We start from the raw sequence: 13318 nt of genomic DNA, 5'->3' as shown, positions 1-13318 counted from the left end.
GGAAAATATAATGTCGATAAACCACAAAAAAATCAAGGAGCTCTACCCGCAGAACTTTAAAAATATAATGGGTTAATCAAATATGTAGTTTATAGGGCGGATACGTTCTATCAAACTCAATGTAGACCGGCTGATAACTGCGCCACTGGCTAGTGAATCCTGGTTAATATTTAGCTCAACTCTTTTTTCTTTGATAAACTCACCAATCTGTTCTAATATTAAAATGTCGCTATTGGTATATGTGTATGAAATATCATTCATAATGAATTCATTTTGTATTTTACGTATGAAATATCATTCAAATATATAAAAAAATCAGATTAGTAATCATACATATTAACTTATAATTTGATGAAAATTCTTTAGATGGCATTTCCTTTCAGAAATGCCATCTAAAGAATGCTTAGGTTTTCTGATGATATTCGTTGTCCACTGTGTAAGCGAGAAGCGAGAATTGTTCATTCAACACCAGATTGCAAAAAGAGTCAAGGAATGCAAGCTGGAGAAGAGTGTGGACAAACCAATTGTTTTGACCCCGTTGCACCAATTTTCAATATTATGTAAGCTCTTAAATATAAGAATGTTATGAGTAGAATGTTTTTGATGAGAGGGGATCCATTGATAGTGGTTTATCCAGGGTTATAGCAAAATTTAGGATTTCTCCCTTATCATTGATCATAATGTGCAGTTTGAAGCCATAGAACCAGCCCATTGTAGATTTTCCCACCTCTCCAATACCTTTAAATACCTTATTTCTTTTTACACGCTTGTTATTGCAAACCCTGATTGACGTAGAATCTACAAAAGAATACCGTACACTGACCCAGACAGCAGGTTTTCAGAAAGTTGGTCATGGGCATGAGCACACTTTGGCTCAACGAAACGGTTGTAGGACACTGTATTTGGGAATTCTGATTGCATATGTTTTTGGATATAGAATATATAGAAGTGCTTAAAGCATCTAAAGCCACTCAAATGAAAGAGCAGCAAATAGAAATTACTGCGCTCTTAGACATTATCGCAGGGCGTTTGGAAGGCTTACCGATGAGAAAAGGTTGGGTCGTTTGGTCAAAATCTTTGCAGAACTCATCTACAAGACAAAAAATTTCAATAATTTTAGAGTAGTCAATCATAAAGAATTATACCTAGGTACTTGTCTTTAAGATACTTAAATATAAGAATTTTTCTTTTGATTGACTAATTTTTTACCTCATTTATCGAACTCAAGTTATTATTTTAAATATTCCCAATGAGCCAGATAATGGTTCAGCTTCTGATGCCACCTATGCCACCTATGCTACCGCAAATATTGATGCTGTAAATAGTCTTAGAAATGCTCGCTACAACTGCCCAATAATGGTAGATGCACCAAACCGGGGAAAAGATAGAGTATTCTTTTTATACCAAGGTAAAGCCACAGCCTTCCAAGCATGAACTTAATCTTTAGTAAGGAGCAGAATAACAGAGATCACGATCGTTGAATTGACCGGCACATAATCCTTAATATTTGATCTGAGGTATTTCAGCGCACTTGTAATTTGATTTTCTACACTTCTTTTTGAAATGCTTAGCCTAGATGCTATTTCACTGTTGCTTAAATGTTCTTTCCGGCTTAGAAGGAATATTTCACGGCATCTTTTCGGCAATGACTGAATATAACTGTTGATTTGTTTTTTCAGTTCTGAAACATTAAAACTTTCTTCCGCTTCATTGGGCTGATGTGCCTGAGTATTCTCTAAACTTTCATCCGTGTAAAAAACCCGATGCTTTGCATTTTTACCTTGCAGTTCCTTATACACCTGATAGCGCATGGAAGCCGTAAAATAACTTTTAAAATCTTTAATATCTAAACTCCCTTTTCTAAGCCAGATGTTAAGGAAAATATCTTGAACCAGATTTTCGCAAGAGCTTTCATCCTTAATATAGCGCCGTGCAGTAGCCAAAAGGATGGGCAAATAGCGATCGAAAATGACCTTAAATGCCGGTTCACTACCGTTTTTTATGGCGTTCCAGAGTACTTCTTCGTTGGCATCAGGGATGATTTGCTTCATTTTTGCAAATTTACCTTACCCAAGTAAAGGCTTTGTTAACTCATTGTGAATTTATTAGTAATCAGAACAAAGGCAATACAAAAAATATTTTTTTAAAAAAGATGTGTGTGCACTCGGTTTTTTTGCTCTATACAATAAAACAACCAGGCATGACCAAAACTGAATACCTCTCGCTTTATGAAAAATACTTGAAAGGAAACTGCACAGCAGAAGAAATGGAGGCCCTCCAAAATTGTGCTGACGATTTTAGTTTGGCAGAGCCAGAAGAAGTATCCCCAGAAAAAGCAGAGCTGCTCTATTCAAAATTAAAATTAGCCATTCAAGATAAAGAGCAAACCAAAACACGACCACTGTATTGGAAGCTTTCGATTGCAGCATCACTAGTTCTGGTTTTATTCGCCGGTTTAATGTATTCCCTTCACTATAGAAAGCAAACGCCAGCTTTATCCTTGGCTAAGGGAGTTAAACCCATTGTTCCAGGATCGAACAAGGCAGTTTTAACCCTTGGAGATGGTAGAACGATTATCTTAAACAATGCTGGTAACGGAGAAATTGCTACCGAAAATGGCACTCGAGTTAGAAAAGATGGCGACGGGCTACTGTCGTATCAGGTAGGGGAAACCAGGAGCGAAGAGCTGGTTTTCAACACCGTTTCCATTCCACGTGGCGGGCAGTATAGCCTGATCTTGCCAGATGGATCGAAAGTATGGCTAAATGCAGAGACCAAACTTAAATTCCCGAACAGGTTTGTAGGCGATAAAAGAGAAGTAGAACTGGATGGAGAAGGCTATTTTGAAATTGCCAAGAATAAGCAAAAACCGTTTTTCGTAAAGGCCAATGGCGTTAGCGTAAAAGTGCTCGGCACGCATTTTAATGTGATGGCCTATAAGGATGAGCCCCTTGTGCGCACCACACTGGTAGAGGGCAGGGTAATACTTTCTGCAGCAGGGCAGTCTGTTTACCTGATTCCTGGCCAACAAGGGCTGTTCAGCAAAGATGGTTTGATGGTTTCAAATGCCGATGTAGATGGAGATCTAGCTTGGAAAAATGGATATTTTGTTTTTAATGACGACAGCCTGGCCACCATAATGCACAAAATTTCCAGATGGTACAATGTAGATATAGACATGCGAACCAACAATAAACTTTCTTATACAGGTTCGGTATCTAAATTTAAAAATATTGATGAAGTACTGAAAGTACTGAGTTTAACCGGAACAGTGAAATTTAAGATTGAAGAGAGGAGGGTAATTGTAAACAACTAACCAATCTTTCTTTGACCAAAGGGATTAACCACCCATAAACAAACTAAAAAATGAAATTTTTCAACCTTAAAAAACATAGTTGCTCAGTAGAGTTCAAAGCCTTTAAGGCCATAAAGTTGACCGCCTTACTTTTGTTCCTTTTTTGCGTACAAGTAAAAGCTTCGCTTTTTGCTCAAAACATTACACTCAATTTAAAAAATGCCCAACTCAAACAGGTATTTGTAGAAATCAAAAAACAAAGTGGTTACGATTTCCTGTTTAACAACGAAATGCTCAACCAAATTGGTCCATTAAGCATTTCAGTAAAAAACGTAACGGTAGAACAAGCTTTGGATAAAAGCCTTCAAAACCTCCCATTAAGCTATTCAATCGAAAATAACACAATTGTAATCAAAAGAAAAGCTTTGCATAAAGCAGACATTTCTGGAATGGTTAACGATGAAACTGGAAAAGGCATCCCAGGTGCAAGCGTAATCAACCAGACGACCAAAAGAACAGTTGCTACCGATGATTCAGGCCGATTTAGCATTACCGCCACGCCTGGCGATGTGATTAAGATTAGGGTAGTAGGTTATGACGAATATACCTTCAAGGTGGATGCAAGACTCAACTACCCACTTTCGCTAAAACCAAGTTCGTTAGGACTAAATGATGTTGTAGTAGTAGGTTACGGCACGCAAAAGAAGGCGAATGTAACAGGTGCAATCTCTCAGGTAGATGCTAAAGTGCTAGACAATCGGCCAATTACAGCCGTTTCAACAGGGCTACAAGGTACGGTTACCGGTTTAACAATTATTGGTGGAAGCGGTCAGCCTGGTGCATCAAATTCTGCACTGAGGATAAGAGGTACGGGAACAACCAATAATCCTAATCCTTTTATTTTGATAGATGGAGTACCTGGTGATATGAACTGGATTAACCCGGATGATATTGAAAGTGTAACCGTATTAAAAGATGCAGCATCTTCTTCCATTTATGGATCAAGAGCAGCCAATGGCGTAATTTTGGTAACGACTAAAAAAGGTAAATTTAACCAGAAACCCATCATTTCATACAATGGCTACTATGGTTTCCAAAAACCTACCCGTTTGCCAAAAATGTTAGGCTCGGTAGATTATATGACGCTTTTAGGCGAAGCACAAGTGAATGCCGGTCTTCCAAAATCATACACCGATGCTCAAATTGAAGTGGCCAGAAACGGTTCAGATCCCGACTATTTTGCCAACACCAACTGGACGGATGCACTCATCAAAGATTACGCTCCACAGCAGAATCATGCCATCAGTGTAAATGGCGGAAGCAGTGATTTCAATTATTACTTTTCTTACGCCAGAGAAAATCAAGATGGATTAATTGCCGGAGATCAATACCGCTTTGCAAAAAACAATGCCCGTGTTAAATTATCGGCCATTAAGTTATTAAATATTCTGGATGTGGATGTTAACCTCGGCTACCTCGATCGGAATCAAAACCAGCCTGCCTCCGATACAGATGGAGGTGGCGGCGCAATATATACTGCTTTTACCAGTTCTCCACTTACACCCGTTCGTTTTACGACAGGTACTTGGGGTTATGGCGGTGGGTCGAGCAACCCTTTGGCTATCGCAACCGATGGAGGATTTAACAATTTTTTCTCAAAGGAATTTACATCAAACATTACCGGAACCTTGCATTTGCTAAAGGGACTTGATTTAAAGAGCCAATATGGATTAATTGCAAGTTCTCAAAAACGTAGAACTTTTAACCGTAGAATAGATTACTACAATCCGGTAAGCAACGCCATCATCTACACCACCACACCAAACAACTCTTTAAGGGATATTGCAACAACAACTACCCTGCAAAATTTCTCCATGCAGGCAGATTATACCCTTAATTTAAACAACCACCATTTTAAATTCCTTGGTGGATACCAACAAGAAACCTACCTTTTTGATGCCTTTTCAGCATCAAAAACAAATTTAGTCAGTGATGATGTTCCCGTATTAAACATTGGGTCGCTCAATCCTACCGCAACAGGTGATGCCTATCAGTATGCACTTCAATCCTTGTTTTCTAGAATAAACTATGACTTTAAGGGGAAATACCTTTTCGAATTCAACCTGAGGTATGATGGTTCTTCTAGATATGCACCCGGACACAAATGGGGCTTATTTCCTTCTGTTTCAGCAGGATGGAGGTTTAGCGAAGAATCTTTTTTCAAATCTTCAGCGCAAAAATGGTTTACGGATGGTAAAATCAGAGCATCATATGGTAGCCTGGGTAATCAGTATGGAGCAGATGGGCCTGCCTATTCTGAATGGTATCCTTATGTTAAAGTACTTAACAGTGTGGGCACTATGCCCATTGGCAATATCCTCACCACCGGATTTGCCCAAACCATTCTTTCCAATCCATTATTGCAATGGGAAAAAGCCACCATGCTTAATATTGGCTTAGATCTCGGATTTTTCAACAACAGGCTAATCTTTACCGGCGATTGGTTCAATAAAAAAACAGTAGATATACAACTCAAAGTACCGCAGCCTGATGTAATTGGTCTTACCGTTCCCGATCAAAACGCAGGAGCAATTTCCAATAAAGGCTATGAGATTAGCCTGGGCTGGAACGACAATATCGGAGGGCTAAAATATGGCATTACTGGGCAGTTTTTCGATATCAAAAACAAGGTTACCGATTTAGGGGGCGTTCCACCCACCTTTGGCGACCGAATTAGGCAGGTTGGAGATCCCCTAGATGCCTATTATGGATACCGCACAGATGGACTTGCTCAAGAAGCTGATTTTACAAAAGATGCAACGGGAAAGTACGTGCCAAAGTTCCCGATATTTTCAGCTGATCAAGGAAAGGTTGCCCCAGGCGATTTGAAATACCGCGATTTAAACGGAGATGGAGTAATTAGTGCAGACTTAGATCGAGAAGTTATCGGAGATGCCTATCCAAGATATAATTATTCATTTAGGTTTGATGCAGCCTATCATAATTTCGACATCAGCGTATTTTTGCAAGGCGTTGGAGAAGCAAATGGCTACATCACAGGGTCAGGTATTCATGCCTATAATGCAGATGCCGCTTTCCCACAAGAAGTACATTTGGATAGATGGACACCTCAAAATACAGGTGGTTCTTATCCACGGTTTGTATATAAAGACACCAGAAATACCGCCAGACTGGCTGATTACTGGTTGCAGGATGCCGCTTATTTAAGGGTTAAAAATCTACAGTTGGGTTACACAATCCCTGGAAACTTCTTGAAAAAAATCCATGTAGATAGGCTTCGAATATATGCCTCTGCAGATAATATTTTTACCAATACCAATTTCTTTTACGCTTATGATCCGGAAACACAAGCATCTAGCGGTGGATTGTACCCGCAAGTCAAAACTTTTATTTTCGGTCTTTCCCTCAAGTTAAAATAAAACATCCATGAAAAATCAAAACCAATATATGAACAGCCGCAGATCTTTCTTACGATCTACAGGCATGCTGGGTGCGGCGGCAATGATCCCTTCATTCTTCTTGTCGGCCTGTAAAAAAGATTTTCTAGATCGCCAGCCACTAGATTCAGTAACCGACATCAGTTTCTGGAAAACTGAAGAACAATTAAAACTTGCTGTAAACGCTTGTTATAGCAACCTTCGCGGAAACAATACCATAGCGATGGAAAACATGGGTGATAATACCATTTATCCGCCAAATTCTGAATATCAGGCCATATCTGCAGGTAACTACGATTTCACAACGGGAACGATAAATTCTGAATGGGTAAATTTATATGCAGCCATTAGAAGGTGTAACCACTTTATGGAAAACTATACCAAAGCGAGCGGTATAGCACCTGCTGTTTTAGCCGGATATGCCGGACAGGTACAATTCCTTAGAGCCTTTATGTACTCTTACCTCATTTTTCTCTTTGGAGATGTGCCTTTAATCACCAAAACACTTGATATTGGAGATGAAGAGATTTATGGCCCAAGAAACAAACGTGCCGAAGTGCTCGACTTTGTATTTGCAGATTTGGATGCAGCGGCAACAGCTCTGCCAACAGCTTACGCATCAGCAATAGATTTGGGGCGCATTACCAAGGGCGCCGCTTTAGCTTGGAAAGCTCGGGTTGCGCTCTTCTTCGAGAAATGGGACATTGCCGAAACGGCCTCAAAAGCCGTTATGGACCTTAATGTTTATTCACTTTATGCCGCGGGAGGTACTGCAAAAGCCTATAATGATTTATTTACCTACAAAGGAAAACTATCATCCGGTGCAAACAAAGAAACCATTTTAGCCCGACCATACGTGGCTGGGGTAAGCGTACATAATACCAGTAGAGAAATACAGGTGCCAGATCAAACCAGTAGATATTCGCCAACCAAATCATTGGTGGATAGCTATTTGTGTGTAGACGGCTTACCGATAGACAAATCACCGCTGTACAGTGAGAGTACCTATGCAAACATCTTCAAGAACCGCGATCCAAGAATGACTCAAACCATTTTGAGTCCAGGATCTGCTTGGGGTGGTCAGGATGATGGAGATGCGGATGCAACCTCTAATGCAATTTTCAACACACCAAAGTGGAATGCCGATAAAAAAGGATCCATCACCGGAACAGGATACTACTTTACCAAATACGTAGAGATTCCTGCAGTTGGCGTAGTGAGTCAAGATTCAAACGATATTCATCATATTCGATATGCTGAAGTATTGCTTATTAACGCAGAGGCGAAACTGGAAAAAGGAACATTGACACAGGCAGATTTAGACCGGACAATCAATTTGCTTCGCGATAGGGTTGGCATGAAAAAAATGGTCATTACAGAGCTTGCAGCAGCAGGGCTCGATTTGAGAACAGAAATTAGAAGAGAACGTAGAGTTGAACTCGCGCTTGAAGGCCAGCGATATTACGACATCTTGCGTTGGAAAGCAGGTGAGCTACTCGCTCAAGATGTTAGAGGAATGAAAAAAAGCCTCGTAGAAAGTTTCAATCAACAATACGTTGCAACCATTGCTACCGATGCAAGCGGCTACTTTGTAGTGAATACGGGCAGAAGGTTTGTTGCGCCGAAAAACTACTTGTGGCCAATCCCGATTACCCAACTCCAAAAAAATCCTGCTTTAGGGCAGAATGCAGGCTGGTAAAATGTACTCCAGTGTTTCCTGTTAGTAGGGAACACTGATTTTTTAAAAAAAACGATATGAAAAAACTACACTTAATCTTATGGCTTCCTGCACTAATCTTTTTTAGTTGCTCACCAAAAATCAATCCATCCGCTGGCAATGTCAGTGAAGGTACCTTGCGTGTGATGGCTTACAATATCCATCATGGTAATCCACCATCAAAAGAAGGATTCATTGATCTTGATGCCATTGCGGCGGCGATTAAACTGCAGTCGCCAGATTTGGTTGCCCTTCAAGAGGTAGATGTTAACACTAAAAGATCAGGAGGCATAAACGAGGCTGTGCTTTTAGCGCAGAAACTTAAAATGAATTTCTATTTCGCAAAGGCCATAGCACATGATGGAGGCGATTATGGAGTGGCGATCCTTTCCCGTTTTCCAATGTCGGAAGGCAAAACATTTATGCTGCCTAAAAATAGCGATCCACGGGCGGAGCAACGCGTACTTGCTACGGCAAAGATAGAGATTGCTAAAAACACATTTATCCGTTTCGCCTCTACGCACCTGGATGCACAGAAAACTACAGAGAATCGCATTTTGCAGGCAAAAGAAATTAACCAATTGCTCAAAGATGAAATGCTTCCTGTGGTGTTAGGAGGAGATTTGAATGCGACACCGGATGCAGAATCGATCCAGATTTTTGACTCGCTCTTTGCCCGTACTTGCCAAACTTGCGATTTTACCATTCCAGTGATTAATCCAACAAAAACCATCGATCATATTGGCTACAAGCCTGCAATCGCCTTCAAGGTGCTTTCCCATCAGGCAATTCCAGAACGCTATGCGTCCGATCACCTTCCAATACTATCTGTCTTGCAATATAACCCGAAATAGAAACCAAATAATGCGATTGATAAGAACCATTTATATCCTGCTTTTTTGTTTGCCATTATCTACCAAGGCCATCTCTATTGATTCTGCTCAGGTAGGCTTAAATAAATCTGCTGCAAAGGGATTAATCAAAAGAATGCTCCCTGAATTTTACAGCCATTTTGAAGTAGAAGAAACCCCAGCAGAAGCAGGAAAGGATGTTTTCGAGATTTTTGCAAAAGGTGACAAAATTGTGTTGAAAGGAAATAATGGGGTATCGGTGGCGAGCGCATTTAATTACTATCTAAAGCACATTGCCCACTGTCAAATCAGCTGGAATGGTTCGAACAAGAAACTTTCGTTACCGTTGCCAAAACCTGCTGGCACCATTCGCAAATTAAGTCCGCATAATTACAGATACTACCTCAATTATTGCACCTTTAATTACTCAATGAGCTGGTGGGATTGGAACCGCTGGCAGTGGGAGATTGATTGGATGGCCATGAATGGCATTAATACTCCACTCGCCTTGACTGGTCAAAACATTATTCATTCAAGGGTTTACAAGAGTTTAGGCTTTAGCTCTAAAGATCTTGAAGGGTTTTTTAGTGGTCCGGCCTACTTCAGTTGGTTTTGGATGGGTAATCTGGATGGATGGGGTGGCCCCCTTCCTCAAAGTTGGATGCTGAGCCATGAGAAGCTTCAGAAGAAGATACTCACCAGAGAACGCGAACTGGGCATGAAACCCATTCTACCCGCCTTTACAGGCCATGTTCCACCTGCTTTTAAAACACGATTTCCCAACGCTAAGCTAAATAAAACCAGCTGGAACAATAAATTTCCAGAGGTATATCTCTTGAACGCAGAAGATCCGATGTTCACCAAAATTGGAAGTATGTTTATCAACGAGCAAAAAAAGGCTTATGGAACAGATCACCTGTACTCGTCAGATACCTTCAATGAAAATAAACCGCCATCAAATGATACAGTTTTTCTTGCTGATATTTCCAAAAAGGTTTATGCCTCTATGGCCTCCGCAGATCCAATGGCGGTGTGGATTATGCAGGGATGGCTGTTTCACTTTTCCGCAAGTTTTTGGCAAGAACCTCAAATGAAAGCCTTGCTTAATGCCATACCCAACGATAAAATGATTATTTTGGATTTGTGGTCAGAACGGCACCCTTTATGGAAAAAAACATATGCCTATTATGGAAAACCATGGATTTGGAACATGCTAAGCAATTTTGGTGGTAACATCTCTATGCAGGGCATCTTGAAAACCGTAGCAGAAGAACCAGCTCGAGTGCGCTCAGATCCTCAATCGGGTAAAATGGTTGGCATTGGCCTTACGCCCGAAGGTATTGAACAAAACCCGGTGATGTATGAATTGATGATGGAAAACGCTTGGGATGAACGGCCAATTCAGCTCGATAGCTGGTTAAAAGGTTATGCCCAACGAAGATATGGGCAGCAAAATAACAATGCTGAGCAAGCTTGGGAATACCTCAGAAAATCAGCTTATAGCGACACCGTGACCAATGGTGGGCCAGAATCGATAATTTGCGCAAGGCCAACCTTTGCTCGCTCTACTCGTGGGGTGACCACACGGTTTCCCTATGATAATCAGGATTTAGTACAAGCTTGGAAACTGCTCATCCAAGCGGCCCCCGAACTGGGCACTGCAGAGGGTTTTCAATACGACCTAGTTGATGTAAGTCGGCAAGTATTGGCCAATTATGCCAGTTATTTGCAACAAGAAACAGCAAAAGCATACCAGGAAAATAATTTGATTGCATTTAGAAAAAATAGTGCAGAATTTATCCAACTCATTGATGACATGGATGCGCTCTTAAATACGAGAAAAGATTTTCTGCTTGGGCAGTGGCTCAATACCGCAAAAGCGTGGGGAACCAATCAGGAAGAAAAAAACCTCTACGAGCGCAACGCCCGAAACTTAATCACCCTTTGGGGAGATGAAAACAGCACTTTAAGGGAATATGCCTGTAAGCAGTGGTCAGGCTTGTTGAGCGGTTTCTATAAACCAAGATGGGAAAGCTTTTTCAAAACGGTAGAAGACTGCATGATTAAAAAAGTAAAGTTTAATGAAAAGCTTTTCGATGAAACCATGAAAAAGTGGGAATGGAAATGGGTAAACCAGCATGAGCACTATTCAGATCGCCCCAGCGGAGATCCAGTTTCACGATCACGCCATTTATTTGAAAAGTATTATGCTCAGTTTGAGCGCAACATGCCAAACGTAAAATCAGTAAGATAGGTAAAATCAACTAACCAACTCAACCATGAACCGCAGAAACCTTTTAAAAACCATTAGCCTAACCATTGGTGCAGGGGTAATTAATACCGACATCTTTGCCAAAATTGGCGATGATGCCTACTTGTTCGATATTCCCGTAAACCCTAAGCATACCCCGATAGATAAACCCATAACCGCCATTACGCTTGGTGCAGGAAACCGCGGCACCGTATATGGAAATTTCGCAGCAATATTTCCAGAGCTAATGAAGATTGTAGGTGTAGCTGAGCCCGTTGCTTTTAGAAATGATAAATACGCCAAAAAACACAAAATTATTGACGAAAATCGTTTCAATACTTGGGAAGACGTGCTCAGCAAACCAAAAATGGCCGATGCAATTATCATTTCCATGCCAGATAATTTGCATTATGCACCTTGTATGGCGGCATTGGCTAAAGGCTACGACATACTTTTAGAGAAACCCATTGCTCCAACAGAGAAGGAGTGTAGGAACATCTTAGCTCTGGCGAAGAAAACAGGTAGAATCGTAGCGGTATGTCATGTACTTCGTTATGCGCCATATTTTGTTAAAATGAAAGAGCTCATCGAAAAAGGAGCAATTGGAGAAGTAATCAGCATCCAACACTTTGAACCTATTGAGCATACGCATATGGCGCACTCATATGTTCGAGGAAATTGGCATAACTCCAAGCAAACCACGCCCATAATTTTGGCCAAATCGTGCCATGATTTGGATATCATGAAATGGGTTATCAATAAAAAGGCCGAGAGAATTGTTGCTATTGGGGATTTAAAGTGGTTTAAATCTGCAAATGCACCGGAGGGAAGTACAGATAGATGCACATCAGGTTGTAAAGTTGAGCGTAGCTGTCCCTATTCGGCCATAAAGGAATATGCAGAACGAGGAAGCCGCATTTCTGTACTCGATATTCCTGAAGATTTATCGAATAAAAAAGAAGCAATTATCGAAAAGCTCAAAACCAGCGATTATGGAAGGTGTGTGTATCGGATGGATAATGATCAGCCAGACCACTACATCACGAGCATTCAGTTTAGCGATCAGGTAACCGCGAGTTTTTCGATGGAAGCTTTTACCGCTTACCACGACCGCAGAACCCGAATTATGGGCTCAATGGGCGATATGGTTGGAGATATGACCGAACTTGTGCTACACGACTTTAAAACAAGAAAGGAAACTAAATTCATTCCCAAATCTGAAGACGTTGAAGGCTACAAAAACAGTGGACATGGAGGGGGAGATTGGATGCTGGTACGCGATTTTGTCCAAGCCGTTGCGAAACAAGATGCCACGTTACTCACCTCAACAATCGATGAATCTATCGAAAGCCATCTGATGGGTTTTATGGCCGAAAAAAGCCGGAAAACGGGAAAGGTTATGAACGTAAAAGTTTAACTAACTGGATAAACCGGAGTAGATTGACCCCGTGTCACCGGAAATAGATTTGTTGTAAATTTCGGATTGTCTGTATATTATTAAATTGGCGAGGAGGGGGTAGATGGATTGGTTTGTCCATGTATGAACAGAAACGACAAATTAATTCGCTCAACATCGATTTTTCTTCATTAGTTGATAAGCGAAGTTCAATGTTCAGGCCAACATACTAGCCAAACCTGTACAGAGAATTAGCTTATCTGCTCAAGAGGTAACACGCTCGCAATAATCTTCAGTGAAACCATGAAGTGGAATGTATTCATGCCCATTCCCACAAGCAATGCCCAAGT

At 40.8% G+C, this 13318-nt stretch carries 8 protein-coding genes and 1 pseudogene; 6 read left to right on the top strand and 3 right to left on the bottom strand.

What is annotated here, in order from left to right:
- Positions 1–72: 72 nt before the first annotated feature.
- The 3 genes and pseudogenes from ACFOUY_RS11875 to ACFOUY_RS11860 form a co-directional block, all read right to left on the bottom strand.
- On the bottom strand, positions 73–261 hold the full coding sequence (locus tag ACFOUY_RS11875; protein ID WP_378960874.1) for a helix-turn-helix domain-containing protein: 189 nt from the start codon (positions 259–261) through the stop codon (positions 73–75).
- Positions 262–592: 331 nt separating this feature from the next.
- A pseudogene (locus ACFOUY_RS21655) lies at positions 593–1133 on the bottom strand (transposase); the annotation flags it as partial.
- A gap of 303 nt (positions 1134–1436) precedes the next feature.
- Positions 1437–2051, bottom strand: coding sequence for an RNA polymerase sigma-70 factor (locus ACFOUY_RS11860; RefSeq protein ID WP_378960871.1), 615 nt, complete (start codon positions 2049–2051; stop codon positions 1437–1439).
- A 149-nt stretch (positions 2052–2200) separates the two neighbouring features.
- On the opposite strand from ACFOUY_RS11860, the gene ACFOUY_RS11855 reads away from it, so the two are divergent.
- Genes ACFOUY_RS11855 through ACFOUY_RS11830 form a run of 6 tightly spaced genes read left to right on the top strand, consistent with a single transcriptional unit; the run spans position 2201 to position 12989 of the window.
- Positions 2201–3316, top strand: coding sequence for a FecR family protein (locus ACFOUY_RS11855; RefSeq protein WP_378960869.1), 1116 nt, complete (start codon positions 2201–2203; stop codon positions 3314–3316).
- 50 nt (positions 3317–3366) lie between these two features.
- Positions 3367–6735: a TonB-dependent receptor gene (locus tag ACFOUY_RS11850; protein WP_378960867.1), complete on the top strand. Its 3369-nt coding sequence runs from the start codon at positions 3367–3369 to the stop codon at positions 6733–6735.
- A gap of 7 nt (positions 6736–6742) precedes the next feature.
- A complete protein-coding gene (locus ACFOUY_RS11845; RefSeq protein ID WP_378960865.1) occupies positions 6743–8452 on the top strand; it encodes a RagB/SusD family nutrient uptake outer membrane protein in 1710 nt (569 codons plus the stop codon).
- Positions 8453–8508: 56 nt separating this feature from the next.
- On the top strand, positions 8509–9324 hold the full coding sequence (locus ACFOUY_RS11840; RefSeq protein WP_378960863.1) for an endonuclease/exonuclease/phosphatase family protein: 816 nt from the start codon (positions 8509–8511) through the stop codon (positions 9322–9324).
- A 10-nt stretch (positions 9325–9334) separates the two neighbouring features.
- Positions 9335–11575, top strand: coding sequence for an alpha-N-acetylglucosaminidase (locus ACFOUY_RS11835; protein ID WP_378960861.1), 2241 nt, complete (start codon positions 9335–9337; stop codon positions 11573–11575).
- 25 nt (positions 11576–11600) lie between these two features.
- Positions 11601–12989: a Gfo/Idh/MocA family protein gene (locus ACFOUY_RS11830; protein WP_378960859.1), complete on the top strand. Its 1389-nt coding sequence runs from the start codon at positions 11601–11603 to the stop codon at positions 12987–12989.
- The last annotated feature ends 329 nt before the right edge of the window (positions 12990–13318 follow it).

It is taken from the genome of Pedobacter jamesrossensis, assembly GCF_042650905.1.
GTDB lineage: Bacteria > Bacteroidota > Bacteroidia > Sphingobacteriales > Sphingobacteriaceae > Pedobacter > Pedobacter jamesrossensis.
The sequence above is the reverse complement of the archived record's forward strand: the minus strand, read 5'-3'. Positions and strand labels throughout refer to the sequence as shown.